Source organism: Lysobacter sp. Root690 (assembly GCF_001427785.1).
Classification (GTDB): Bacteria; Pseudomonadota; Gammaproteobacteria; order Xanthomonadales; family Xanthomonadaceae; genus Lysobacter.
In genome coordinates this window covers 119,681-143,539 of record NZ_LMHM01000018.1, presented here as the reverse complement: position 1 = coordinate 143,539, position 23,859 = coordinate 119,681, and the positions used below count along the sequence as shown (strand labels likewise).

The following is a 23,859-nucleotide window of genomic DNA, read 5'->3' as shown; positions in this document are numbered from 1 at the left end:
TCCAGCGACTTTGAGCGTACTTGCGCGAAGGTTTGCGGATGCTCGCTTGATGAGCCGACTCAGTAGCTGGGTGTGCGAGCTGAAGTCACTGGGCTCCCGCGTTCGCGGGAATGACGATAAGCGGCGTGAGGGTCGTCGATTACGGAGTCAGGTGTCACTCCAAGTCGTCATTCCCGCGAACNNNNTCCAGCGACTTTGAGCGTACTTGCGCGAAGGTTTGCGGATGCTCGCTTGATGAGCCGACTCAGCAGCTGGGTGTGCGAGCTAAAGCCACTGGATTCCCGCCTTCGCGGGAATGACGGTAGGGGAGTTTCGCTGCGCTCGTCGACTGGACGCGGATTTCGATATCGGATCGCGTGGTTATCGCCATCAGCGATGCCTTGGCTGCGATCGCAATCACACCCGCCCCTCAAAGCATCCGATGCATCACCAGCACATCGACCAACCCCAGCGTGTCATGCCGGAACGCGCCCGGCACCCGCCCGACGATCGCGAAGCCATGCTTTTGCCACAGATGCACCGCGGCGCTGTTGCTGCTGACCACGTAGTTGAACTGCATCGCCAGGAAGCCGGCGTCGCGGGCCTGGGCCAACGAGTGTTCGCATAGCGCGCCGCCGATGCCGCGGCCCCAGGCGCGTTCGGCGACCATGTAGCTGGCGTTGGCGACGTGGTCCCCGCGGCCGAGTTGGTTGGGGCCGAGTTTGTAGCAGCCCAGGACTTCGCCCGCGCCGGATTCGGCGATGAAGCTGCGATACGGCGGCGAGGTCCACATCGCCTGCGCGCGCTGCATCGACAGATCGGGAGGGTAGTTGTAGCTCTCGCCGCGCGTCAGCACTTCGCCGAAGATCGGCCAGATCCGCGTGAATTCATCCGCGCCGATCTCGCGAATGACGACATCGCGAACGGTTACATCACGAATGCCCGCATCGCGAATGCCCAAGTCGTGCTTCATGCCTTCGATCCGACGCCCGCGACTCAAGCCTCGGCTTGATCGTCGCTCAACTGAATCCGTCCGCGCAGCGAATTCGACAGCGCCTGCGTTATCAGCACGTCGACGAACTGGCCGATCAGGCGCGGCGGGGCCGGGAAATTCACCGAGCGCATGTTCTCGGTCTTGCCGGTGAGTTCGTTCGGGTCCTTGCGCGACGGGCCTTCGACCAGCACGCGCTGGACGCTGCCGACCATGCTCTGCGAGATGCGCAACGAATTGGCGTTGATCGTCGCCTGCAAACGCGACAGGCGCGCGTGCTTTTCGGCGTCGGTCACGCTGTCTTCGAGGTCCGCGGCCGGGGTGCCGGGGCGGCGCGAGTAGATGAAGGAGAACGACTGGTCGAACCCGACGTCCTCGATCAGCTTCATGGTCTTTTCGAAATCCGCGTCGGTCTCGCCGGGGAAACCGACGATGAAATCCGAGGAGATCGAGATGTCCGGACGCACCGCGCGCAGCTTGCGGATCTTCTGCTTGAACTCCAGCGCGGTGTAGCCGCGCTTCATCGCCGAGAGGATGCGGTCGCTGCCGGCCTGGACCGGCAGATGCAGGTAGTTCGCCAGTTGCGGCACGTCGCGGTAGGCCTCGACCAGCGAGTCGCTGAATTCCAGCGGATGCGAGGTGGTGAAACGGATGCGGTCGATGCCGTCGATTTCGGCGATGGTGCGGATCAGCAAGCCCAGATCGGCGACTTCGCCCGCGGCGGCGCCGTCTTCGCTGGCCATCGGCCCGCGATAGGCATTGACGTTCTGACCGAGCAGATTGACCTCACGCACGCCTTGCGCGGCCAGTTGCGCGACTTCGACCAGCACGTCCTCGAACGGACGGCTGACTTCTTCGCCGCGGGTGTAGGGCACCACGCAGAACGAGCAGTACTTGCTGCAGCCTTCCATGATCGAGACGAACGCGCTCGGGCCTTCGGCGCGCGGCTCGGGCATGCGGTCGAACTTTTCGATCTCGGGAAAGCTGATGTCGACCTGCGGCAGGCCGGTGTCGCGCTTGGCGCGGATCAGCTCGGGCAGGCGGTGCAGGGTCTGCGGGCCGAACACCAGGTCGACGTAAGGCGCGCGCTTGACGATCGCGGCGCCTTCCTGGGAGGCGACGCAGCCGCCGACGCCGATGATGACTTGGCGATCGCCCTGCTTGTGCTGCTTCCAGCGGCCGAGCTGGCTGAATACCTTTTCCTGGGCCTTCTCGCGGATCGAGCAGGTGTTGATCAGGATGACGTCGGCTTCGCTGGCGTCGGTGGTGAGCTCCAGGCCGTCGCTGGCGGCGAGCACGTCGGCCATCTTGGCCGAGTCGTACTCGTTCATCTGGCAGCCGTGGGTCTCGATGAAGAGCTTTTTCGCGCCCGGCACGGAAGGGCGGGCGGCGCCCGCGGCGGGCGCCGTGGGCAGGGGATGCAGGTCGGTCATGGCGGTCCGGGTCCGGGAAGGGCGGCGGTTAATCCGCGCCGGAGTGGCTGGGTGCAGCGGGGCGTCAGTGTAGCCGCTAGCCGGTGCGGGTGGGTCCAGGACGCGCCGCCGGTCACGTTTTCGAATCAAGGGCTTGGCAGGCTCGGCCGGGCAGGGGACACTCCGCCGAATGAGGGGGAGCTCGCTGCTGTTGGGACTGGTCTGCCTGTTGGCGTTCGCGCCGGCGGGGGCGGGCACCATTTGGCGTTGCGAGACCGCGGCCGGCGAGCGCAGCTACGTCAGCAAGAAGGTCAAGGGCGCGACCTGCACGGTCGCCAGTTCCTACAGCAATGCCGCCAGCCGGCCGCGCAACCCGACCCCGGTGTCGTACGCGCCGCCGGCGCCGGCGATGGGCGCGGTCACCGCCGGCGCGGGGACGGGCGGGGTGCCGGTGTCGGCGCACAACAACCCGCCGGCCACGTTCAACGGTGCCGCCGCGACCATGGCCGCGGCCGGGCTGCGGCCTGGCGCCGCGGCTCCGACGGCTGGGGATGCCGGCGCCAATGCGGCGGCGATCGCGCCGATCGCCGCGCCGGTGCAGATTCCCAAGCCGCAGCAAGCGCCGACCCGGCTGGTCCAGGGCCAGGTCTATTCCTTTATCAAGGACGGCGTGCGCCACTACACCAGCAAGCGGCCGCAGGGGCTGGCCAACGCCAGCGCGGTGCGGACCATCCGCTACAGCTTCATCGAGACCTGCTTCGCCTGCGCCAGCCAGCCCGGAGTCAACTTCGGCACGTTGCGCCTGAACACGGCGGCGTTTTCGGCCGAGATCGCCGCGGCCGCGCGCCAGCACGGGGTCGAGGAAGCGATCGTGCGCGCGATCATCCACGCCGAATCGGCCTACAACCCCAATGCGATGTCGCGGGTCGGCGCGCAGGGCCTGATGCAGCTGATGCCTGCGACCGCGCGCCGGTTCGGGGTCGGCAATGCCTTCGACGCCAGCCAGAACATCCAGGGTGGGGTGCAGTACCTGGCTTGGCTGCTCAAGCGCTTCAACGGCGACCTGACCCTGGCCGCGGCCGGCTACAACGCCGGCGAGGGCGCGGTCGACAAATACCGCGGGGTGCCGCCGTACGCGGAGACTCAGCGCTACGTGCAACGCGTGGCGGTGCTGGCGCAGCGCTATCGCTCGGCGGTGGTCGCGCGCTGAATACGGTTTCGGATGGGCCGGCCCGAGCCGTCGGGTTTCGCCGGCCGGGGTTCGCGATCGCGTGCAAGGCCGCCGTCGACGCCGAAATCCCGCGCCGCGGCCGATCGCGCACCGCGCGACGGCGCGATGCCCATGCAACCCCTTCAGGGCGCCGCGCCTTTCGCCCGCCGCTGTTCCCCGCCGCCGACCGATTAAGCGCGAATACGCCGCCTTTTGCGGCCCCGACGGCGGATATCGCCGCCGCCGCGAGCCACCGCGTCGTGGTTTTGCAATACCGCCGATTGTCGCGCCCTTAACGGTTCCGCTACACTTCCCCGTCTTTTGTGCCGCCAGCCTTTCGCCAGTGGTTAAGTAGTTCCCCATGGTGCCCGGTCGGTGCGGCGTAACTTCGAATTGCAGCTTTCGCGGAGTGCCGGATGGCCAACCAAGGGGTCCACGATCCTATTAACACGGGCCGACGTCGGTTCCTGACGGCGACCACGGCAGTGGTCGGTGCGGTCGGGGCCGGTTTTGCGGCGGTACCCTTCATCAAGTCCTGGAACCCCAGCGCGCGCGCCAAGCTCGCCGGCGCGCCGGTGACCGCGGACATCAGCGCTCTGGCCGAAGGCCAGCGCCTGGTCCTGGAATGGCGCGGTCAGCCGATCTGGATCGTCAAGCGCTCCGAGGCGATCCTCAAGGCGCTGCCGACCCTGGACGGGCATCTGCGCGATCCGAAGTCCGAGAACCTGGATCAGCAGCCGGCCTACGTCCGCGCCGCCAATCCGGAGCTGCGCTCGATCAAGCCGAACATCTCGGTGCTGGTCGGCCTGTGCACCCACCTGGGCTGTTCGCCGGAAATGAAGGCCGAGATCCGGCCCGAAGCCTTCGACCCCGAGTGGAAGGGCGGCTACTTCTGCCCCTGCCACAAGTCGCGTTTCGACATGGCCGGCCGGGTGTTCCAGGGCGTGCCCGCGCCGATCAACCTGCTGGTGCCTCCGCACTACTACGCAGACGACAACACCATCATCATCGGCGTTGATCCGAAGGGAGCGGCGTAAGTCATGTCCAACATCCTTACCCGAACCGCCAACAACGTCTTCGATTGGGTCACCGCTCGCGCGCCCGGCATGATGCCGGTCTATCGCAAGCACATGACCGAGTACTACGCGCCGAAGAACTTCAACCTATGGTACTACTTCGGTTCGCTGGCGCTGCTGGTGCTGGTCAACCAGATCGTCACCGGTATCTTCCTGACGATGCACTTCAAGCCGTCCGCGGCCGATGCGTTCTCGTCGGTCGAATACATCATGCGCGACGTGGAGTGGGGCTGGCTGATCCGCTACATGCACTCCACCGGCGCATCGCTGTTCTTCATCGTCGTCTACCTGCACATGTTCCGCGGCTTGCTGTACGGCTCGTACCAGAAGCCGCGCGAGCTGGTGTGGATCCTCGGCATGCTGATCTATCTGGTGCTGATGGCCGAAGCCTTCATGGGCTACGTGCTGCCGTGGGGCCAGATGTCGTTCTGGGGCGCCAAGGTCATCATCTCGCTGTTCGGCGCGATCCCGGTGATCGGCAACGGCCTGACCGAGTGGATCATGGGCGACTACCTGCCCGGCGACGCCACCCTGAACCGCTTCTTCGCCCTGCACGTGATCGCGCTGCCGCTGGTGCTGTTGCTGCTGGTGGTGCTGCACCTGGGCGCGCTGCACGAAGTGGGTTCCAACAACCCCGACGGCGTCGACATCAAGAAGGGCCCGAAGGGCAACCGCTGGGACGCGAACAAGCCGCTCGACGGCATTCCGTTCCACCCGTACTACACGGTCAAGGACCTGGTCGGCGTCGGCTTCTTCCTGATCATCGCCGCGTTCATCATCTTCTTCGCCCCGGCGATGGGCGGCTGGTTCCTGGAGCACGACAACTTCACCGAGGCCAACCGCCTGGTGACGCCGGAGCACATCAAGCCGGTGTGGTACTACACCCCGTACTACGCGATGTTGCGGGTGATCCCGCACAAGCTGTCGGGCGTGCTGGTCATGTTCGCGGCGATCGCGATCCTGTTCCTGGTGCCGTGGCTGGACCGCTGCAAGGTCAAGTCGGTGCGTTACCGCGGCTGGATCAGCAAGTTCATGCTGATGCTGCTGGCGGTGTGCTTCATCTGGCTGGGCAAGATCGGCGCCGGCCCGGGTACCGACCCGGTCGAGACCATCATCGGCCGCGTGCTGACCTTCCTGTACTTCGCTTTCTTCATCACCATGCCGCTGTGGACCAAGCTCGACAAGACCAAGCCGGTGCCGGAACGGGTGACGATGCATGACTAACTCCAGTACCCAGGTCCGTCTGCAAGAGTCCGCGGCGGTCGCCGCCGACTTTCCAAACAGCCAGCCTCTGCAGAAGAATCGCATCGTGAAGAAGCTCGCCACCTTCGTCGCCGGACTGCTCGTGTCGGCCACCGCCTTCGCTTCCGGCGGCGGCAACCTGATGCAGTCGGAGACCGATCTGAGCAACCGCGCCTCGCTGCAGCGCGGCGCGCAGCTGTACATGAACTACTGCTCGGGCTGCCATTCGCTCAAGTACCTGCGCTATTCGCGCATGGCCGAAGACCTGGGGCTGACCGAAGAAGAGGTGATGAACAACCTCAACTTCACCGGCGCCAAGTTCGGCGAGCAGGTTCAGGTCAACATGACCGCCGAGCACGCCAGCCAGTGGTTCGGCAAGATGCCGCCGGACCTGAGCGTGATCGCGCGCGTGCGCGGCAGCGACTGGATCTACACCTACCTCAACGAGTTCTATCTCGACGAGACCCGTCCGCTGGGCTGGAACAACAAGCTGTTCCCGAACGCCTCGATGCCCAACCCGCTGTGGGAACTGCAGGGCCTGCAGCACGCGGAATACGGCGAGCTCGACAAGGCCACGGGCGAACGCCCGGTCCATGCGCTCAAGGTGACCCAGCCCGGCAAGCTCGACGCCGAAGGCTTCAAGACGGCCACGCGCGACATCACCACATTCCTCGAGTACGCCGGCGAACCGGCCGCCCTGAAGCGCCAGAGTCTCGGCGTTTGGGTGATCCTGTTCCTGGCGTTGTTCACCTTCATCGCGTATCTGTTGAAGACCGAGTACTGGCGCGACGTGGAGCACTGACGTCGTTCGACTGGAAAACCCACGCCACAAGCGTGGGTTTTCCGCTAGGGTGTCGGCTCCACCGAGTCGACAACCTTGGCAAAGTCCAATGCAGGCTCGAGGCCGTGATGACCTTCCACAGCGGGTGGGGGGCGTCTTGCGACTGGCGGATTCCGGTCGTTGGAGAGGTCGATGATGGCGGCGAGCCCCCGTATGCGTAATGCACTGACTCTGTTTTCGTCCACCGATTGCGTGCTGTGTCATCGCGTCCGGCTGGTACTGGCGGCCAAGGGCGTCACATACGACCTGATCCCGGTCGACCCGCAGAATCCGCCCGAAGACCTGGTCGACCTCAATCCCTATCACTCGGTGCCGACCCTGGTCGAGCGCGATCTGGTGCTGTACGCGGCCAGCGTGGTGTGCGAATACCTGGACGAGCGCTATCCGCATCCGCCGCTGATGCCGGTCGATCCGCTGTCGCGCGCGCGTCTGCGCCTGGCGATGCTGCGGCTTGAGCACGACTGGGTGCCGCAGGTGCAGGCCATCCAGATGGGCAACAAGGCCCAGGCCGAGGCCGCGCGCAAGCGGCTGAAGGAACTGCTGACCGCGTCAGTGCCGCTGTTCAAGGCCAGCAAGTTCTTCCTGAACCCGGAAATGAGCCTGGCCGACTGCGCCATGGCGCCGATTATCTGGCGCCTGCCGTCGTTGGACGTGCCGCTGCCGAAGGACGGCAAGGCGATCGAGGACTACGGCAACCGGATCTTCCGCAACCCCGGTTTCACCCGCAGCCTGACCGAGCAGGAGCGCAAGCTGCGCGAGTTGCCGGGCTAAAGGCCGGGATTGGGGATTCGGGATTCGGGATTGGGAAAGCGAGAAGCGGGTTCGCGGCGGCGGAGATATCGTGGGTGAGGCTTCGGGCTCGATGTCTTTAGTTCCGATTGCGCCGACGCGTCGTTGTTCCGAATATCAATCCGTCTGAAATCCTCGCCGGATAGATGAAGCATCAGTTGCGCGGGCAGGGCAGGCATCGCTTGGTTGTCGCCGGACTCGCCACTAATGCAGTCGGCTCGCAATCCGGCGCCAATGGGCGTTCGTCGCCGACCGCGGCGCCGCGTGAATGCGCTCCTGGCCGCCTGCCGGCCGGTGCTTTAGCTTAAAATGCGTATATGACCGAAAGCAGCACGCCGATGACCAGCCACCGCCCCTATCTGTTGCGGGCACTGTACGAATGGATCGCCGACAACGGCATGACCCCGCACCTGCTGGTCGATGCCACGCGCCCGGCGGTGCAGGTGCCGGCGCACGCCGTCAAGGACGGCAAGATCGTCCTCAACGTCGCCGCGCGCGCGGTCTCGCACCTGGAAATGGGCAACGACCTGATCCGCTTCAGCGCCCGCTTCGGCGGCGTCAGCCATGCGGTCTCGGTGCCGGTCGGCGCGGTACTGGCGATCTACGCGCGCGAAACCGGGCAGGGCATGGCCTTGCCGGAAGACAGCAGCATGGAAGAGTCGGCCTTGGACGAAGGGCAGGACGAAACCGAGTCGGGTTCGCCGCCGGTATTGAGCGCGGTGCCGAACGATCCGGCGCCCGAGGGCGACGACGACGGCCCGCAGCCGCCTTCACCGTCGCCGCGTCGCGGCGGGCATTTGCGGATCGTCAAGTAAGTTTCGCGGTTCCTTATTCGCCTTGCGGCTGGTGAAGGAAGCGCGGAACTGAGAAGGCGCTCCCGTCCGGCGTTGGCGAAGCGGGAGTGGCAGTGCGAACTGATCTATTTCGCATGATCGGTGCCGAGTACCCTCACCCCGGCCCTCTCCCGCAAGCGGGAGAGGGAGAGAAAGGCCGATGTACAAGTGAGTCGTTTCTGACTCTTCCTTCTCCCGCTTGCGGGAGAAGGTGCCCGAAGGGCGGATGAGGGCGCGGCGCGAAGCGCTTAGTGCAACTGCGACGGCTCGCGCGCAATCGGCCCGCTGAACGCGATCAGCCGCTCCCCGCGCAGCACCAGCCGGCCGACATGCCGGTCTTCGCCGTCGATCGAATAATCGAAGCGGAACGTGCGCTCGAACCCAAGCCAACCGCTCTCGCGCCGGATCACCTTCAGCCCGATCGCATGCACGCTCTGATCGAGCCATTGCACCCCGGCCGCGCGGCAGGCGTCGCGGCCGACCGCTTCGGCGCGTTCGGCGGCGGCGCGGCCCGCGCTCCAGAACGAGAACGCGGCGGCGCCGAATATCATCAGGAAGATCAGGCTGGGCATGGCGAATGTCTGGCGGCGGCGAGGGGCAAAGCCAAGGGGCTTCAGCCCGGCGGCGGACCGAGTTTCAACGAAAGATCGATCGCCCGCACATGTTTGGTCAGGCCGCCGATCGAAATGCAGTCGACCCCGTCCTCGGCGATGGCGCGCAGCCCGGCCAGATCCACACCGCCAGAGACTTCCAGCGGAATGCGCCCGTCGAACGGCGCGGCGCGCGCGATCCGCACCGCGTCGCGCCGGGTCGGCGCATCGAAATCGTCGATCAGGATGCGATCGCAGCCCTCGCTCAACGCTTCGCGCAACTGCTCCAGCGATTCGACCTCGACGATCAGCGGCAGCTGCGGATGCTTCGCCCGTGCGCCGCGGATCGCCGCGGTCAGCGACCCGGCCGCGCGGACGTGGTTTTCCTTGAGCATCACCGCGTCATACAAACCGATGCGATGGTTGACCCCGCCGCCGACCCGGACCGCGTACTTCTGCGCCAGGCGCAGGCCGGGCAGGGTCTTGCGGGTGTCGAGGATGCGGGTGCCGGTACCTTCGACCGCCGCGACATGGGCCGCGGTGGTCGTGGCGGTGCCCGACAGGGTCTGCAGGAAATTCAGCGAGGCGCGTTCGGCGCTGACCAAGGCGCGCGAGCGCCCCTGCAAGGTCGCCAGCACCGTGCCCTTGGCGACCCGGTCGCCTTCCTCGACCCGCCAGTCGATCCGGACGTTCGGATCGAGCGCGCGATGGCAGGCGTCGAACCACGGCCGTCCGCACACCACAGCGTCTTCCTTGCACAGCAGGTAGGCGATGTCGGCCGAATCCGGCAGCAGGTCGGCGGTGACGTCGCCGCCGCCGAGGTCTTCGGCCAGCGCGTCGGCCACGTCGGCCTCGATTTCGGCCGAGGGCGGCGGGGTCAGGTCGCGGACGGGCGCGCTCATGCGCTCGGGAAGTCGCTGACTTGCGCGGTGGCGATGGCGTTTTCCGAATCCAGCAGCGGAATGCCGTCGTCGACGATGTAGACGATCTTGCGGTCGCGGGTGATCAGCGCTTCGCGCAGCGCCTCGGATTGGGCCTCGCCGCCGCCGCGGACCAGGCCGCCGGCCGCGATCGCGGCATTGAGCGCCTGCAGACCGCGGCTTTCCAGCGGGAACAGCGGTTGGCGGGTGGTGGGGCAGACGAGCAGGTCGAGCAGTTTGCGATCCATACGGTGCGGTGCCGGTACGACGGGACAGGGCGTTAGAATACGTCTTTGCGCCAAGGCACGCCCCATGTCCCCAGCCCAGTCTTCCGCTTCTTCGTCCGGCTCCCCGTCGAATGCACCGCCGCCGCTGGTCGGCATCGTCATGGGCTCGCGCTCGGACTGGGAGACCATGCAGCACGCCGCGGCCAAGCTCGAGGCGCTGGGCGTGCCGCACGAAGTGCGGGTGGTCTCGGCGCATCGCACGCCGGACGTGTTGTTCGAATACGCCGACACGGCGGCCGCGCGCGGGCTGCGCGCGATCATCGCCGGCGCCGGCGGCGCGGCGCATCTGCCGGGCATGCTCGCGGCGAAGACCGCGGTGCCGGTGCTCGGCGTGCCGGTGCAGTCCAAGGCGCTCAATGGCATGGATTCGCTGCTGTCGATCGTGCAGATGCCGGCCGGCATCCCGGTCGCGACCTTCGCCATCGGCAACGCCGGCGCGGCCAACGCGGCGCTGTTCGCCGCGGCGTTGCTGGCCTCGGAACACCCCGCGATCGGCGCGGCGCTGAGCGCGTTCCGCGCGCGGCAGACCGACGACGTGCTCGCCCACGACGACCCGCGCCAATGACCACCGTCGGCATTCTCGGAGGCGGGCAGCTGGCCCGCATGCTCGCGCTTTCCGGCGCGCCGCTGGGCCTGCGTTTCCTGGTGCTCGACAGCGCCGAAGACGCCTGCGCCGGGCAATTCGCGCCGATGGTGGTCGGCGATTACACCGATCAGGCCGCGCTCGATCAGTTCGCCTCGAACATCGACGTGGCGACCTTCGATTTCGAAAACGTGCCGGCCGAGTCCGCGCACTGGCTGGCCGAACGCCGGCCGGTGTTCCCCAGTCCGCGCGCGCTGGCTGTGGCGCAGGATCGTCTGGCCGAAAAAACCTTGTTTCTCGATCTCGGCATCCCGGTGCCGGATTTCGCCGCGATCGGCACGCGCGAATCGCTCGACGCCGCGCTGCTCAAGATCGGTACGCCGTGCATCCTCAAGACCCGCCGCCTGGGTTACGACGGCAAGGGCCAGTTCCGGATCAAGACCCCGGCCGACGCCGACGCGGCCTGGGCCGCGCTGGGTCCGCAGGCCGACAAGGTCGGTTTGATACTCGAAGGTTTCGTCGCGTTCGAACGCGAGCTGTCGGTGGTCGCCGTGCGCGGCCGCGACGGCGAATTCCGCGCCTGGCCGATCACCGAGAACTGGCATGTCGACGGTGTGCTGTCGGCAAGCCTGGCGCCGGCGAGGGTCGACGACGCGCTCAGCGCGACCGCGATCGGCTACGCGCGCAAACTCGCCGAAGCGCTGGACTACGTCGGCGTGGTCGCGCTGGAACTGTTCTGCCGCGACGGCGTGCTGCTGGCCAACGAACTCGCGCCGCGCGTGCACAACTCCGGCCATTGGACGATCGAAGGCAGCGAGACCTCGCAGTTCCAGAACCACCTGCGCGCCGTGCTCGGCCTGCCGCTGGGCGACACCCGCGTGCTCGGCCACGCCTGCATGCTCAACTGGATCGGCGCCATGCCCGATGCGAGCGCGGTGCTGAGCGAGGCCGGCGGGCATTGGCACGATTACGGCAAGTCCTCGCGCGAAGGGCGCAAGGTGGGGCATGCGACCTTGCGCGCGGATTCGACGCGGGAACTCGCCGACGCGTTGCGACGTGTCGGCGATTCGCTCGACCGCCAGGAACAGGTCGCGCCGGTCATCGCACGGCTGGGATGACGGCCGCGGGTTGGTTTCATCGCCCGCCGCGCAGGCCGTGGTGGCTGGCGAAATACGGGACGGCGTTGTTCGCGACGCTGCTGATCGGCGGCCTCGGCGTGTTGTTCGTGTACGACACGCCGATGAACGCCGGTTATCACGAGGCTTTCGCTTGGCTATGGGCGCCGTGGCTGCTTGTCGTGGCGGCGTTCACCGCCCGCTACTGGCCATGGTTGCGCTCGGGCCGGCCAGGTTGGAGAGGACCGCTGCTGGCCGTCGTCATGTGGCCGATGTTGATGCTGGCATCGGCGCCGTATCTGTTGCTGATCAATTCGTTCGCCGATCACGACTGGGCGGTTTATCGCGGGCCGGTGATCGATAAATACATCGCCGGCGTTCGTTCGCGCGCATCGGTCGTGACGATTCGCGATACCGGCGGACGCGGTGAGCTATCGATCGCGCTGGCGCCGGCGGATTACGAACGCGCCCGCATCGGTCAGACCATGCAATGCCGCTACCGCATCGGCGTGTTGCGGATCCCATTTCGCTGGCGCCGTGCCGATTCCGGCCCGGCCTGCGCACGGGTGGACTCGTGAGCGTCCGGCCTACACGCGGGGCGGGAGCGGCGGGTCGCTACGCTTGCGTGGCCGAGCCTCAAAGGCGGGTCTGATCCGCCGCCGCTTGCGGTTCGGAAGCCTGCGCTGAGGCGAGCTTGCGCATCTGCACCATCAAACCGATCAGATACACCAACGAATACACGATCAGCACCGCGGCCAGGCCGAGGGTGAGCGGACTCGGCGCGGCTTGCGTCGCCGCCAGCCCCTCGTGGGTCCAGCGCCAGGCCAATCGACCGACCAGCAGCACCGTCAGCGCGCCGCCGATCCAGGGATTGGGCGTGTAGACGCGGCGGCCGTCGCGCACGGCGACATGGGTGTGTTTGAGCGCGAGCAAGCCGACGCCGACACCGATCAACGCGCCGATGCCCATCGCCAGCGCGAGTTGCGATTGCACCACCGCCAGGACGATCAGCATGCACGCGACCAAGATCAGAATCCCGAGCCGGATGCCGCTGCGCACCGGCCGCCACGGCTGCACGCCGAACGTGCGGCGGATGCGGCGGTAAACCATCAGCGCCGACAGCGCCGGGACCCAGTAAGGAGCGGTGGAAGCGAATGCCGAGGCCATGAGCGAGGTTGGATCTGCGGGAGCGCGACGGCGAGCTTGATCGCGCCCGGCCAAGGCCGCAAGTGCGTTCCTGCGCCGCCCTGCGGCCGGATCGCGCACGCATCTTCGATGGATGCGACCCGAGTGTTAACGCCCCTTCGATCGCCCCCTGTAGGAGCGGCGCAAGCCGCGACCGCGGGGTTGCCGGTTGCGTCGCGGGCGGTGGCGGGCGTCGTTATCGGAAGTTCGCGGTCGCGGCCTGCGCCGCTTTTACAGGTAGGCGCTGCAGCCCCGCATCTGGACGCCAAAACAAAACGGCCGGGCTGCCCAGTGTGTCGGTATCGGGATGAAACCGCTCGCTTACTCCAGGTTCGCAGCGACCGCGGGGTGCCGGTTGCGGCGCAGGCAGGAGGCAGTCGTCGTTATCGAGGGTTCGCGGTCGCGGCTCGCGCCGCTCCTACAGGTAGGCCATGCGACCCGAATCGGGAAGCCAAAAACAAAAACGGCCGGGTTTCCCCGGCCGTTTGGGTATCGCGATGACGCCGTTGGCTTACTTCAGGTTCGCAGCCACGAAGTCCCAGTTGACCAGATTCCAGAACGCCTCGACGTACTTCGGACGCGCGTTGCGGTAGTCGATGTAGTAGGCGTGTTCCCACACGTCGCAGGTCAGCAGCGCGGTGTCTTCGCCGGTCAGCGGGGTGGCCGCGTTCGGGGTGCTGACCAGGGCCAGCGAGCCGTCCGGGCGCTGCACCAGCCAGCCCCAGCCCGAGCCGAAGGTGCCGACGGCGGTCTTGGTGAACTCTTCCTTGAACTTGGCGAAGTCGCCGAAGGCCTTGTTGATCAGCTCGGCCAGCTTGCCGGTCGGCTCGCCGCCGCCCTTGGGCGACAGGCAGTTCCAATAGAAAGTGTGGTTCCAGATCTGCGCGGCGTTGTTGAACATGCCGCCCTGGGACTTCTTGATGATCTCTTCCAGCGACAGCGAGGCGAACTCGGTGCCTTCGATCATCTTGTTGAGATTGTCGACGTAGGCCTTGTGGTGCTTGCCGTAGTGGTAGTCGATGGTCTCGCCGGAGATGGTGGGTTCGAGCGCAGTGCGGTCGTAGGGCAGGGCAGGCAATTCGATGGCCATTGGCGGGCTCCTAGATTCGAGTGGGGCTGGGATTCGAGAGGGGGCTGGCTAGCGGAGGGGCGCCGCGGCCGCTGTTCCGCCGCCGGGACGATGGAGTTCCGGGGCCGACGCGTCGGCGACGCCATGAAGGCTTACAATTCATATTCTATCCCCACGTTTCGTTGCCTAACCGTCAAGGTCGGCAACAAACCTCGTCAGGAGCAGTACCCATGTCCGTTATGGAACGGATCCAGGCCGAAGTCGAAGCCCATCCGATCGTCCTTTTCATGAAGGGCACCGCGCAGTTCCCGATGTGCGGCTTCTCCAGCCGCGCGGTGCAGGCGCTCAAGTCCGCCGGCGCGACCAAGCTGCATACCGTCAACGTGCTCGAAGACGCCGAAGTGCGGGCCAATCTGCCGCGTTATTCGAATTGGCCGACCTTCCCGCAGTTGTTCATCCACGGCGAGCTGATCGGCGGGTGCGACATCACCCTCGAACTGTTCGAGTCCGGCGAACTGGCGCGCATGATCAGCGAGACCCAGACGCAGTGAGTTCGACCGCCGCCAACGCCACGGGCGATGCCCACGCGCCGCAAGCCCTGGCCGGGCGGGTGGTGCTCGTCACCGGCGCCAACGGCGGGCTGGGCTCGGCCGCGGCCGGTGCCTGCGCGGACGCGGGGGCGACGGTGGTGCTGCTCGGACGCAAGCTGCCCAAGTTGAACAAGGTCTACGACGCGGTGGCCAAGCGCGGCCCGGAGCCGTTGCTGTACCCGCTGGACCTGGAAGGCGCGCAGCCCGATGACTACGCCGAAATGGTCGCGCGCATCGACAGCGAGCTGGGCCGGCTCGACGGCGTGCTGCACTGCGCCGCCGATTTCCCCGGCCTGACCCCGCTGGCGCAGACCGACCCGGCCGCGTTCGCGCGCGCCGTCCACGTCAATCTGACCGCGCCGTGGTGGCTGTCGCAGGCCTGTCTGCCGCTGCTGGCCAAGGCGCCCGATGCGGCGCTGGTGTTCGCGCTGGATGATCCGCAACGGGTCGGCCAGGCCTATTGGGGCGGCTATGGCGCCGCTCAGCATGCGCTCGCGGCGCTGGTCGGCATGCTGCATGCCGAACTGCTCAATTCCAGCATCCGCGTGGCCGGACTGCGGCCGGGCCCGATGCGCACCCCGCTGCGCGCACGCGCCTATGTGGAAGACAGCGACCGCGCCGCGCGCGATCCGTCCGCGTACGCGCAGGCTTGCGTGAGCCTGTTGTCGGCCGACGGCGCGGTGCATCGCGGCCAGGTCTGGTCGCCGGTTCCGTGACTGCAACGCTGACAACGGCTGCGCCGCCATGACCATCGCTTCGGCGGCGCTGCTGCTGTTCATCATTCTCGACCCGCTCGGGAACATTCCGGTGTTCCTGAGCCTGCTGCGCGGGCTGCCACCCAAGCGCCAGCGGATCGTGCTCGCGCGCGAACTATTGATAGCGCTGGGCGTGCTGATGCTGTTCCTGTGGGGCGGCAAGTACGCCCTGGAGCTCATGCACCTGCGTCAGGAATCGGTCTCGATCGCCGGCGGCATCGTGCTGTTCCTGATCGGCATCCGCATGATCTTCCCGCCGCCGGAAGGCCTGATGGGCGAGATCCCCGACGGCGAGCCCTTCATCGTGCCGATGGCGATCCCGCTGGTCGCCGGCCCCTCGGGCATGGCCGCGGTGATGCTGATGGGCAGCAACGACCCCGCGCGTCTGGGCGACTGGAGCCTGGCGCTGATGATCGCCTGGGGCGCGACCGCGGCGATCCTGTTCTCGGCGACCTTGTTGTACAAGTTGCTCGGCCGCCGCGCCCTGATCGCGATCGAGCGCCTGATGGGCATGCTGCTGGTGGCGATTTCGGTGCAGATGATCCTCGACGGGTTCGCGGCGTTTTTGCCGGGGCCGCCTTGAGCCGGGATTCGGGATTGGGGATTCGGGATTAGGTAAGAGCAGTAGCAACAACTGAAAGGCCCGCCGTGAGGTGGGCCTTTCACGTGCCAGAACGATGCTCCGGGCTTCCCACCGAATCCCTAATCCCTAATCCCGAATCCCCAATCCCGAGCGGGCGCCCCATACGCCCCAGCACGCAACCAGGCACCCCAAGGGCGCCCGCTTATACAACTTTGCCGTGCGTGCCGGTTCAGTTGTGGCCGCCATCACCGTGTGACAAGGCTTGATGCCGGTCACGTCTCTGTCACACAGCGTCCCTAGCCTGTTAAACTGCTGTTAACCCGGCGGGCCACTGGTCGCGCGGGTAGGGGCTAGCCAAATCCAAATCTCGTGCAAGGCTGCGGCGCAAAGCTGCGCCTGCCGATAATCCGCCACGCATTTCACGTCCTGAGGCCACCGTAATGACCCATCCGAACCGCGTCCGCATGTCCAAGCTCACGCTTGGTCTGCTCGCCGTACTCGCCACCGCTCCTGTCTTCGCGCAGTCCACCTCCGCCGGTATCGCCGGCCGCGTCGTCGGCGCAGATGGCCAGCCGGTCGCGAACGCCGAAGTGACGATCACCCACACCGAGTCGGGCACGGTCAGCCGCGCCAGCACCGGTGCCGACGGCCGCTACAACGCGCGCGGTCTGCGCGTCGGTGGTCCGTACACCGTCGTGATCAATAAGGAAGGCGCCGGCACCGCGAGTCAGGACGGCGTGTACCTGAACCTGGACAAGGTCAATGAAGTCGACGTTTCGCTCAACAACCAGGTCACCACCCTGGGCGCGGTGCAGGCGGTCGCGTCGGTCGGCTCGGAAGTGTTCTCGTCCAACAAGATGGGCGCCGGCTCGATCGTGACCCGCGAGCAGTTGGAGTCGATGCCGACCATCAATCGCAACCTGCAGGACTTCGTCCGCCTCGATCCGCGCGTGGTACAGACCGACAAGGCCCGCAACGAGATTTCGGTCGGCGGTCAGAACCCGCGTTACAACGTGATCCGCGTCGACGGCATCAGCACCAACGACTCCTTCGGCCTGGGCGGCAACGGCCTGCCGACCCCGAAGCAGCCGTTCTCGATGGACGTGATCGACGAAGTCTCGATCGACGTCGCCAACTACGACGTCACCATCTCCGGCGGCACCGGCGGCGTGATCAACGCGGTCACCAAGTCGGGCACCAACGATTTCCACGGTTCGCTGTACGGCGTGTACCGCGACAACGACTGGTCGGGCAAGAACTCCGCCGACGTGCGTCCGCAGCTGTTCGACAGCGAGAGCACCTACGGCGCCACCTTCGGCGGCCCGCTGGTCAAGGACAAGCTGTTCTTCTTCGTGAACTACGAGAAGTACACCGGCAAGGAAGTGTTCACCGGCAACTCCAGCTTCGGTCCTCCGGGCTCTGGCGCCAACAACATCGTCAACATCAGCCAGAACGACATCAACCAGATCATCGACATCTCCAAGAACGTTTGGGGCTTCGATCCGGGCACGCTGGCGCTGCCGTCGCTCGACACCAAGAGCGAGGAATACGGCATCAAGCTGGACTGGAACATCAACGACCAGCACCGCGCCAACTTCCGCTACGCGCAAAGCAAGCAGAGCACCGCGTTCCTGCAGGGCTTCGGCACCAGTTCGCTGGCGCTGAGCTCGTACCACTACGTCCAGGACTTCGAGTTCAAGACCTACACCGGTCAGCTGTTCAGCGACTGGACCGACAACTTCTCCACCGAAGCCAAGGTCTCGTACCGCGATTACTCGGCCGTCCGTAACCCGCAGTTCGACCTGCCGGCGATCGGCGTGCGCGTGGGCAACAACACCCTGAACTTCGGTACCGAAGAGAACACCCAGGCCAACATCCTCGAGACCAAGACCTGGAACGGCTTCTTCGCCGGCAACCTGTTCCTGGGCGATCACACCGTCAAGTTCGGTGCCGATTACGAGTCCAACGAGGTCTACAACCTGTTCGGCCGTCGTATCAACGGTGTCTACACCTTCAACTCGATCGCCGATTACCGCGCCGGCCGTTCCAGCCGCTACCAGCTGTTCTATCCGGCCGGCGGCGACCTGGACAACATGGCGGCGGGCTTCACCCAGAAGAACGTGGGCGTGTTCCTGCAGGACACCTGGGCGGTCAACGACAAGTTGAGCCTGACCTTCGGTCTGCGCTACGACCGCGCCATCGTCGATGAGGACCCGGTTTATAACCCGACCGCGTCCAACGCGTTCGGCGTCCGCAACGACAACACCATCGACGGCACCGACCTGCTGGCGCCGCGCTTCGGCTTCAACTACACCTTCGACAGCGAGCGTCCGACTCAGCTGCGCGGCGGCGTGGGCCTGTTCCGCGGCAGCAGCCCGACGGTGTGGCTGGCTAACCCGTACTCGAACAATGGCACGTCCTACACCGACTACGTGTTCAACAGCGGCATCACCCGTTTCAGCCCGAATCCGGACAACCAGCTCGCCCAGTTCACCCCGGGTACCGGCGCGACCCAGTCGATCGATTTCATCGAGAAGGACCTGCAGCTTCCGTCGGTGTGGAAGGCCAACCTCGCGTTCGATACCGAGTTGCCGTGGTACGGCATGGTCGCCGCGGTCGAGGGCGTGGTCACCCAGGTCAACGACGCGATTTACTACCAGCAGCTCAACCTCGGCGCGGTGCAGAAGGTCGGTCAGGATGGTCGCTCCATTTACTGGGGTCCCAACGGCCAGCGCGGTTCCGCGTGGAATCAGCAGGGCACGCTGAGCGGTACCAACGACGCGCGCTTCCGTCGCGACGGCCGCTACAACGACGCCATCATCGCGCGTAGCACCAGCAAGGGCGGCAGCGAGCAGATGACCCTGTCGTTGAGCAAGCCGTTCAACAACAGCGACTGGTCGTGGAATGTGGCCTACACCTACACCCACGCCACCGAAGTCAGCCCGCTGACCAGCTCGACCTCGAGCTCGAACCTCGGCAACGTCGGCGTGTTCCAGGCCAACGAAGAAGTCAGCGCGCGCTCCAGCTATGAGATCCGCGACCGTTTCACCGCCGCGGTGAACTGGAAGCACGCCTTCTTCGGTGACAACAACACCAGCGTGTCGTTGTTCTACGAAGGCCGCTCGGGCCGTCCGTACAGCTACGCGTTCGACAACGACGCCAATGGCGACGGCCGCCTGAACGACCTGCTGTACATCCCGAAGGGCCCGGGCGACGTCAAGTTCGGCAGCGCCGCCGAAGAAGCGGCGTTCTGGGCTTACTTCAACGGCAACGCCTACCTGCAGAGCCATGCCGGCCAAGTCGCCCAGCGCAACGCCGTGCGCGGTAAGTGGGTCAACCAGTTCGACGTGCATATCTCGCAGGAACTGCCGGGCTTCATGGAAGGTCACAAGGCTGAGCTGTCGCTGGACATCCTCAACATCGGCAACATGATCAACAAGGACTGGGGACAGATCGAAGAAACCCCGTTCCCGGGCATGCGCGGCGTGGTGGAATACGGCGGTATCGATCCGGGCACCGGCAAGTACATCTATCGCTTCAACACCCCGGATGCCGAGCAGATCTACGACGAAAAGGGTATTTCGCGCTGGGCGGCTCAGCTGAGCTTCCACTACCGCTTCTGATTTTGCGCTATCGTTGAAAACGAGAAACGGCCGGGGCTTCCCCGGCCGTTTTTCTTTTTATGGGGCCGTGGGTTTCGCGGCCGGACAGGGTGGGGCGGCACGGCCGCGGACCGGTCCGGTGGGCGCCACGGCCGCCGCAGTCGGACGGCAAACTGCTAGAGTCCTCCCCACTAATCGATGAAGAAAACAGAGAAAAACGCAATGACCGCACCTTCCATTCCGGCCGTCCTGCCGACGGTCAACGCCCGCATCTATCCCAAGGGCGGGCTCGACGTTCTGTCCCGCGACGAGGTCGCGCGCCTGCGCGACGCGTCCACCGGCATGCACGACCTGCTGCGTCGCTGCGCCCTGGCGGTGCTGACCAGCGGCAGCGCGTCCGACGACCCGCGCGCGGCGCGTGAGCTGTATCCCGATTTCGATATCGAAGTGCATCAGCAAGACCGCGGCATGCGCATCGACCTGGTCAAGGCGCCGGCGATGGCCTTCGTCGACGGCGACATCATCCGCGGCGTCGCCGAACTGCTGTTCGCGGTGGTCCGCGACCTGGCCTACACCGCGATCGAACTGGGCAAGGGCGGCGGTCGCGATCTCGACAGCAGCGACGGCCTGACCGACTCGGTGTTCGGGCTGCTGCGCAACGCGCGCATCCTGCATCCGGCCGATCCGAACCTGGTGGTGTGCTGGGGCGGCCACTCGATCTCGCGCGACGAATACATCTACACCAAGCAGGTCGGCTACGAGCTGGGCCTGCGCGGGCTGGACATCTGCACCGGCTGCGGCCCGGGCGCGATGAAGGGCCCGATGAAGGGCGCGACCATCGCCCACGCCAAGCAGCGCAAGCGCAACATGCGCTACATCGGCATCACCGAGCCGGGCATCATCGCCGCCGAATCGCCGAACCCGATCGTCAACCACCTGGTGATCATGCCGGACATCGAGAAGCGCCTTGAGGCCTTCGTCCGCATGGGCCACGGCATCATCGTGTTCCCGGGCGGCGTCGGCACCGCCGAGGAGATCCTGTACCTGCTCGGCATCCTGCTGCGCGAAGAGAACGCCGGCCTGCCGTTCCCGCTGATCCTGACCGGCCCGACCGCGTCGGCGCCGTATTTCGAGCAGATCGACAAGTTCATCCGCCTGACCCTGGGCGACGCGGCGACCTCGCGCTACGAGATCATCGTCGGCGACCCCGAGCAGGTCGCCAAGCGCATGAGCCACGGCATCCGCAAGGTGCGCGAATACCGCATCGAGCAGAAGGATTCGTTCTTCTTCAACTGGTCGATCGACATCCCGCTGACCTTCCAGCGCCCGTTCGTGCCGACCCACGAGGCGATGGCCGCGCTGGACCTGCACCACGGCCGCAAGCCGCACGAACTGGCGGCCGATCTGCGCCGAGCGTTCTCGGGCATCGTCGCCGGCAACGTCAAGGAGGACGGCATGCGCCGGATCGAGGAATTCGGCCCGTTCGAGATCCACGGCGACCCGGACATGATGCAGTCGCTGGACGAACTGCTGCGCGCCTTCGTCGAGCAGCGCCGGATGAAGATCGCCGGCGAATACCGCCCGTGCTACCGCGTGGTGACCTGAGCCGAGGCCGCTGAAAAACCGGGGTTTTTCACTTTTTTGCACAAGAGTGTTGACGCCGGTCGACTCAGTAAGCATCATATGCAGCCCCGCCCGAATAGCTCAGCCGGTTAGAGCACTTGACTGTTAATCAGGGGGTCGTTGGTTCGAGTCCAACTTCGGGCGCCAGTATTACCAAGGGCTGCGAGCAATCGCAGCCCTTTTTATTTCTCCCAAATTCCGCCACTTCTCCCAAATTGTCGGGCCGGCTTCGTGGTTTTCGGCTTCGCGCGGACATGGCGCTTGATGATTTCAGATCCTGGCGACCCACAAGAAGCCGGTCGCTTCGGCGCCGATCTCCTTGTTGCTGCCGGCCTGGGGCGCGGCTCCGGCGGCCGCTACAGTGTGACCGTGGCGAAGCGGCGCGCGGCCCTGGCACTTGGTCGATGTCGCGTGCGGCCTATTGCGGCACGATCGAGGCAATTGAGTCGATTCCGGCGCTTCGTCTGCTCCATCGCATGATGCGGCTCGAAAGTGCGGGGCATTTGTTAGCGGCTACTTCCTACAGGATCTGGCGTCCGTACTCGGGTAGGCGCATAAGCCAGAAGATGGCTCGGCCTCAAACTCCATATTTCGCCACGACGCAGTTTTGGCGAAACGTCGGTCCATGCCGGTGTACGCTTTTCCAGATGGTGCCCACCGTGGCGCGGTAGTGCCGTTAACGGGTGAACTAGGGATATAGCATGCTGGGAAAATTAACGGGACTGTTCTCACGGCTGGAACTCGGCAAGAAGAGCGATCGTGAGCGCGCACAAGTCGGCCATGAAATCACCCTGCCGAAGTTGCCACTGGAGTCGCTACGGGCCGGAACGATTGCGTTGGAGTCGATGATGCTCAAGTCGCTCTCGCAATCGGTGACGACTTTGCAGATATCCACGCGGGACGAAATGTGGTGTACCGCCCACATCATGGAAATACCCAGGACATCGGCCGATTCCGAGCTCGAAGCCTTGGTGATGCTGGTTACCCGGCGTCTGTATTGGCTGGAGGAATGGGAAATCACAGAAACCCGGGTGGAGGACTTTGAGGGGTTTGCCGATCTGTGGCTCACTCCATTGTTTCGTGAAAGCGAACTGGTGGCGGTATCCGGAGCCAAGGCTCGGGATCTGATCAATGGGTCCCTTGAATCCGTGCGCGAGTGCGCGTTGGAAAGGGCAAACCATGCATGGGCAAGCGAATTGCACATCAATGGGCAAAAGGCCGGCCTTAGTCGAATAGAAGAGATGCCGGGCTCGCCCGTGCTTTGCGGCCTGTTTTTATCATCGAAGTGGAATTCAGTCGACGTGTTTTACGTAACGCCAGAGACTTATGGGATCTACGATTGGGGCACTGGTGCTTAAGCGCTTTGATCGCCTGATGGAAATCTATCGATCGCTGAGTGGTTACGACGCACTAAATGTTCGCGCTTCGTATCGGCATGGCGCTGGGTCAACTCATAGTCGATGAAGCCATGGCCGCTAGCCGGCGCGTACCGGAACAGCCAAACGTCCAAAATCAGAGTTAAATCCTCTGAATATTACGGAGCTTCAACCCTGGGCGCCGCTTTTTAAGCGACTTGCTATTGGTTTCTTACATGTATTAGCCACTTGGCGTTACTTAGTCAGCTGGCCGTAATCAGGTGGCGTTGGTTCGAGGTCCAACTTAGGGCGCCAAATACGAGAAAGGCCGCGAGCAATCGCGGCCTTTTTCATTGGCCGCGGTTTTTCATCTGCGACGGCTTGCGCCGATCGTGCCGCGCGCCGATTGCCTGGATTTTCGTCGCGGTGGTTGTCGCAGCGACGACGCATCGAGTCGATGGAGCGCGGCGCGGCCGAACTCGCCAAATCCGACTCCGCTCATGGGTCATTAGCGCTTGCCTGTCTGTCGACGGTGCCGGGCCCGCCCGCGCACCGCCGCGCGCGGTCATTCCAGTTGGCACTCCTGCGCCGCGCGCAGGCTCGCGGGACGCTCGCTGATCCGGCCCTCTACGGTCAGAGCGAGGGCGACCGCCTCCTGCGGGCAGCGCAGGTCGCACAAGGTGAAGCCGATCGCCGAGTCCGGGCGGCCGTCCCGGGGCCGGAACCGGATCCGGGTCTGGCGGCGGGCGCTGCACAGGCGCAGGCCGTCGAGCAGGGGCGGGGTCTTGTGCAGCAGTTCGTCGCCCTCGTCGAAGCGGGCGTTGCCGTTGCGATCGGCGAAGCCCAGCCAGCCGTGGCTCCAGTCGGAGTCGTCCGCGCAGGCGAAGCCCTCGCGGGAAGGGCATAGCCAGACGGTGCTGGCGTGCTCGGCGGCATACTGGTGGGCCTGCTCGACGCTGTCGGCCAGGCCGCTGCGCACCGCGGCAACGCGGGAGGTGCCGGCGAGGGCGCCGAAGATCGAGCTGGCGATCAAGGTCAGCACGCCGGTGCAGACGATTGCGAAGAGGAACTCAAGCAGAGCGAAGCCTTTGATTCGCATGGCCATTCCTTGGCGGTCGCGGGGTGGACAGAGTCGCCGGCGCGGAATGTGATCGGAAGCAGGTGGCGCCGCGTTCGCGGGTAGGGGCCCAGGCGTGACCGGTGTCGGAGTATTCCTAGGCACAAAACCT

At 65.6% G+C, this 23,859-nt stretch carries 23 protein-coding genes and 1 tRNA gene; 16 read left to right on the top strand and 8 right to left on the bottom strand.

All coding sequences use genetic code 11. The features are described from left to right. Positions 1–409 precede the first annotated feature (409 nt). Positions 410–952: a GNAT family N-acetyltransferase gene (locus ASD86_RS23815; RefSeq protein WP_056116770.1), complete on the bottom strand. Its 543-nt coding sequence runs from the start codon at positions 950–952 to the stop codon at positions 410–412. A gap of 23 nt (positions 953–975) precedes the next feature. After that, positions 976–2,403 (bottom strand): tRNA (N6-isopentenyl adenosine(37)-C2)-methylthiotransferase MiaB, encoded by a 1,428-nt coding sequence (miaB, locus tag ASD86_RS23810; protein ID WP_056116768.1) that lies wholly within the window; start codon positions 2,401–2,403, stop codon positions 976–978. Between the two features lie 169 nt (positions 2,404–2,572). Between miaB and ASD86_RS23805 the strand changes: the two genes are divergently transcribed. From ASD86_RS23805 to ASD86_RS23780, 6 genes are all read left to right on the top strand, one after another. Beyond that, on the top strand, positions 2,573–3,592 hold the full coding sequence (locus ASD86_RS23805) for a lytic transglycosylase domain-containing protein (protein WP_056116765.1): 1,020 nt from the start codon (positions 2,573–2,575) through the stop codon (positions 3,590–3,592). Positions 3,593–4,008: 416 nt separating this feature from the next. Beyond that, a complete protein-coding gene (gene petA, locus ASD86_RS23800) occupies positions 4,009–4,629 on the top strand; it encodes a ubiquinol-cytochrome c reductase iron-sulfur subunit (RefSeq protein ID WP_056116763.1) in 621 nt (206 codons plus the stop codon). A 3-nt stretch (positions 4,630–4,632) separates the two neighbouring features. Continuing rightward, positions 4,633–5,892, top strand: coding sequence for a cytochrome bc complex cytochrome b subunit (locus ASD86_RS23795; RefSeq protein ID WP_056116761.1), 1,260 nt, complete (start codon positions 4,633–4,635; stop codon positions 5,890–5,892). A 160-nt stretch (positions 5,893–6,052) separates the two neighbouring features. After that, on the top strand, positions 6,053–6,712 hold the full coding sequence (locus ASD86_RS23790; RefSeq protein ID WP_228464974.1) for a cytochrome c1: 660 nt from the start codon (positions 6,053–6,055) through the stop codon (positions 6,710–6,712). Between the two features lie 174 nt (positions 6,713–6,886). Then, positions 6,887–7,522, top strand: coding sequence for a glutathione S-transferase N-terminal domain-containing protein (locus ASD86_RS23785; RefSeq protein WP_056117366.1), 636 nt, complete (start codon positions 6,887–6,889; stop codon positions 7,520–7,522). Positions 7,523–7,857: 335 nt separating this feature from the next. Further along, a complete protein-coding gene (locus tag ASD86_RS23780) occupies positions 7,858–8,355 on the top strand; it encodes a ClpXP protease specificity-enhancing factor (protein ID WP_056116759.1) in 498 nt (165 codons plus the stop codon). Positions 8,356–8,621: 266 nt separating this feature from the next. On the opposite strand, the gene ASD86_RS23775 is transcribed toward ASD86_RS23780, so the two are convergent. The 3 genes from ASD86_RS23775 to ASD86_RS23765 are packed head-to-tail and all read right to left on the bottom strand — an operon-like array spanning position 8,622 to position 10,131. Further along, complete coding sequence (locus tag ASD86_RS23775; RefSeq protein ID WP_036101881.1) at positions 8,622–8,945, bottom strand: DUF3301 domain-containing protein; 324 nt, start codon at positions 8,943–8,945, stop codon at positions 8,622–8,624. 41 nt (positions 8,946–8,986) lie between these two features. After that, positions 8,987–9,865, bottom strand: coding sequence for a carboxylating nicotinate-nucleotide diphosphorylase (gene nadC / locus ASD86_RS23770; protein ID WP_056116757.1), 879 nt, complete (start codon positions 9,863–9,865; stop codon positions 8,987–8,989). Further along, positions 9,862–10,131, bottom strand: coding sequence for a Trm112 family protein (locus ASD86_RS23765; protein ID WP_036101886.1), 270 nt, complete (start codon positions 10,129–10,131; stop codon positions 9,862–9,864). The genes nadC and ASD86_RS23765 overlap by 4 nt, the downstream gene beginning before the upstream one ends. A 64-nt stretch (positions 10,132–10,195) precedes the next feature. Between ASD86_RS23765 and purE the strand changes: the two genes are divergently transcribed. Genes purE through ASD86_RS23750 form a run of 3 tightly spaced genes read left to right on the top strand, consistent with a single transcriptional unit; the run spans position 10,196 to position 12,446 of the window. Further along, positions 10,196–10,735 carry a 5-(carboxyamino)imidazole ribonucleotide mutase gene (gene purE, locus ASD86_RS23760; RefSeq protein ID WP_056116755.1) on the top strand — a complete coding sequence of 180 codons (540 nt, stop codon included), beginning with the start codon at positions 10,196–10,198 and terminating at the stop codon, positions 10,733–10,735. Beyond that, the gene (locus ASD86_RS23755; RefSeq protein ID WP_056116753.1) at positions 10,732–11,871 is read left to right on the top strand and encodes a 5-(carboxyamino)imidazole ribonucleotide synthase; all 1,140 of its coding nucleotides are present in this window, start codon (positions 10,732–10,734) and stop codon (positions 11,869–11,871) included. Before purE ends, ASD86_RS23755 begins: the two co-directional genes overlap by 4 nt. Beyond that, complete coding sequence (locus tag ASD86_RS23750; protein WP_056116752.1) at positions 11,868–12,446, top strand: hypothetical protein; 579 nt, start codon at positions 11,868–11,870, stop codon at positions 12,444–12,446. The genes ASD86_RS23755 and ASD86_RS23750 overlap by 4 nt, the downstream gene beginning before the upstream one ends. A gap of 58 nt (positions 12,447–12,504) precedes the next feature. On the opposite strand, the gene ASD86_RS23745 is transcribed toward ASD86_RS23750, so the two are convergent. Both ASD86_RS23745 and ASD86_RS23740 read right to left on the bottom strand, forming a co-directional pair. Continuing rightward, positions 12,505–13,035 (bottom strand): hypothetical protein, encoded by a 531-nt coding sequence (locus tag ASD86_RS23745; protein WP_056116751.1) that lies wholly within the window; start codon positions 13,033–13,035, stop codon positions 12,505–12,507. 529 nt (positions 13,036–13,564) lie between these two features. Then, positions 13,565–14,143, bottom strand: a complete 579-nt coding sequence (locus ASD86_RS23740; RefSeq protein ID WP_036101893.1) for a Fe-Mn family superoxide dismutase — start codon at positions 14,141–14,143, stop codon at positions 13,565–13,567. A 209-nt stretch (positions 14,144–14,352) separates the two neighbouring features. Between ASD86_RS23740 and grxD the strand changes: the two genes are divergently transcribed. The 7 genes from grxD (at position 14,353) to ASD86_RS23705 (ending at position 22,633) form a co-directional block, all read left to right on the top strand. After that, entirely contained in the window at positions 14,353–14,673 is a 321-nt protein-coding gene (gene grxD / locus ASD86_RS23735) for a Grx4 family monothiol glutaredoxin (RefSeq protein ID WP_036101896.1), read from the top strand. Beyond that, entirely contained in the window at positions 14,670–15,428 is a 759-nt protein-coding gene (locus ASD86_RS23730; RefSeq protein WP_056116749.1) for an SDR family NAD(P)-dependent oxidoreductase, read from the top strand. The genes grxD and ASD86_RS23730 overlap by 4 nt, the downstream gene beginning before the upstream one ends. A gap of 28 nt (positions 15,429–15,456) precedes the next feature. Then, positions 15,457–16,050, top strand: a complete 594-nt coding sequence (locus ASD86_RS23725) for a MarC family protein (protein WP_036101900.1) — start codon at positions 15,457–15,459, stop codon at positions 16,048–16,050. A 440-nt stretch (positions 16,051–16,490) separates the two neighbouring features. Further along, entirely contained in the window at positions 16,491–19,673 is a 3,183-nt protein-coding gene (locus ASD86_RS23720; RefSeq protein ID WP_056116748.1) for a TonB-dependent receptor, read from the top strand. A 201-nt stretch (positions 19,674–19,874) separates the two neighbouring features. Continuing rightward, the gene (gene ppnN, locus ASD86_RS23715) at positions 19,875–21,257 is read left to right on the top strand and encodes a nucleotide 5'-monophosphate nucleosidase PpnN (RefSeq protein ID WP_046655992.1); all 1,383 of its coding nucleotides are present in this window, start codon (positions 19,875–19,877) and stop codon (positions 21,255–21,257) included. A gap of 88 nt (positions 21,258–21,345) precedes the next feature. Further along, positions 21,346–21,422: transfer RNA gene (locus ASD86_RS23710), tRNA-Asn, on the top strand. A gap of 554 nt (positions 21,423–21,976) precedes the next feature. Next, positions 21,977–22,633 (top strand): hypothetical protein, encoded by a 657-nt coding sequence (locus tag ASD86_RS23705; protein WP_056116746.1) that lies wholly within the window; start codon positions 21,977–21,979, stop codon positions 22,631–22,633. A 562-nt stretch (positions 22,634–23,195) separates the two neighbouring features. Here ASD86_RS23705 and ASD86_RS23700 read toward each other — a convergent pair. Then, complete coding sequence (locus tag ASD86_RS23700) at positions 23,196–23,729, bottom strand: GspH/FimT family pseudopilin (RefSeq protein ID WP_056116745.1); 534 nt, start codon at positions 23,727–23,729, stop codon at positions 23,196–23,198. Positions 23,730–23,859 lie beyond the last annotated feature (130 nt).

What these genes read in the sequence shown, in the direction of transcription:
- ASD86_RS23740 (WP_036101893.1), bottom strand. Translation starts at nt 14,143, where the DNA reads ATGGCCATCGAATTGCCTGCCCTGCCCTACGACCGCACTGCGCTCGAA.
- ppnN (WP_046655992.1), top strand. Translation starts at nt 19,875, where the DNA reads ATGACCGCACCTTCCATTCCGGCCGTCCTGCCGACGGTCAACGCCCGC.
- ASD86_RS23790 (WP_228464974.1), top strand. Translation starts at nt 6,053, where the DNA reads ATGCAGTCGGAGACCGATCTGAGCAACCGCGCCTCGCTGCAGCGCGGC.
- ASD86_RS23785 (WP_056117366.1), top strand. Translation starts at nt 6,887, where the DNA reads ATGGCGGCGAGCCCCCGTATGCGTAATGCACTGACTCTGTTTTCGTCC.
- grxD (WP_036101896.1), top strand. Translation starts at nt 14,353, where the DNA reads ATGTCCGTTATGGAACGGATCCAGGCCGAAGTCGAAGCCCATCCGATC.
- petA (WP_056116763.1), top strand. Translation starts at nt 4,009, where the DNA reads ATGGCCAACCAAGGGGTCCACGATCCTATTAACACGGGCCGACGTCGG.
- ASD86_RS23815 (WP_056116770.1), bottom strand. Translation starts at nt 952, where the DNA reads ATGAAGCACGACTTGGGCATTCGCGATGCGGGCATTCGTGATGTAACC.
- ASD86_RS23700 (WP_056116745.1), bottom strand. Translation starts at nt 23,729, where the DNA reads ATGCGAATCAAAGGCTTCGCTCTGCTTGAGTTCCTCTTCGCAATCGTC.
- miaB (WP_056116768.1), bottom strand. Translation starts at nt 2,403, where the DNA reads ATGACCGACCTGCATCCCCTGCCCACGGCGCCCGCCGCGGGCGCCGCC.
- ASD86_RS23775 (WP_036101881.1), bottom strand. Translation starts at nt 8,945, where the DNA reads ATGCCCAGCCTGATCTTCCTGATGATATTCGGCGCCGCCGCGTTCTCG.
- ASD86_RS23780 (WP_056116759.1), top strand. Translation starts at nt 7,858, where the DNA reads ATGACCGAAAGCAGCACGCCGATGACCAGCCACCGCCCCTATCTGTTG.
- ASD86_RS23755 (WP_056116753.1), top strand. Translation starts at nt 10,732, where the DNA reads ATGACCACCGTCGGCATTCTCGGAGGCGGGCAGCTGGCCCGCATGCTC.
- ASD86_RS23765 (WP_036101886.1), bottom strand. Translation starts at nt 10,131, where the DNA reads ATGGATCGCAAACTGCTCGACCTGCTCGTCTGCCCCACCACCCGCCAA.
- ASD86_RS23720 (WP_056116748.1), top strand. Translation starts at nt 16,491, where the DNA reads ATGACCCATCCGAACCGCGTCCGCATGTCCAAGCTCACGCTTGGTCTG.
- ASD86_RS23725 (WP_036101900.1), top strand. Translation starts at nt 15,457, where the DNA reads ATGACCATCGCTTCGGCGGCGCTGCTGCTGTTCATCATTCTCGACCCG.
- ASD86_RS23745 (WP_056116751.1), bottom strand. Translation starts at nt 13,035, where the DNA reads ATGGCCTCGGCATTCGCTTCCACCGCTCCTTACTGGGTCCCGGCGCTG.
- nadC (WP_056116757.1), bottom strand. Translation starts at nt 9,865, where the DNA reads ATGAGCGCGCCCGTCCGCGACCTGACCCCGCCGCCCTCGGCCGAAATC.
- ASD86_RS23750 (WP_056116752.1), top strand. Translation starts at nt 11,868, where the DNA reads ATGACGGCCGCGGGTTGGTTTCATCGCCCGCCGCGCAGGCCGTGGTGG.
- ASD86_RS23705 (WP_056116746.1), top strand. Translation starts at nt 21,977, where the DNA reads ATGCTGGGAAAATTAACGGGACTGTTCTCACGGCTGGAACTCGGCAAG.
- ASD86_RS23805 (WP_056116765.1), top strand. Translation starts at nt 2,573, where the DNA reads ATGAGGGGGAGCTCGCTGCTGTTGGGACTGGTCTGCCTGTTGGCGTTC.
- purE (WP_056116755.1), top strand. Translation starts at nt 10,196, where the DNA reads ATGTCCCCAGCCCAGTCTTCCGCTTCTTCGTCCGGCTCCCCGTCGAAT.
- ASD86_RS23795 (WP_056116761.1), top strand. Translation starts at nt 4,633, where the DNA reads ATGTCCAACATCCTTACCCGAACCGCCAACAACGTCTTCGATTGGGTC.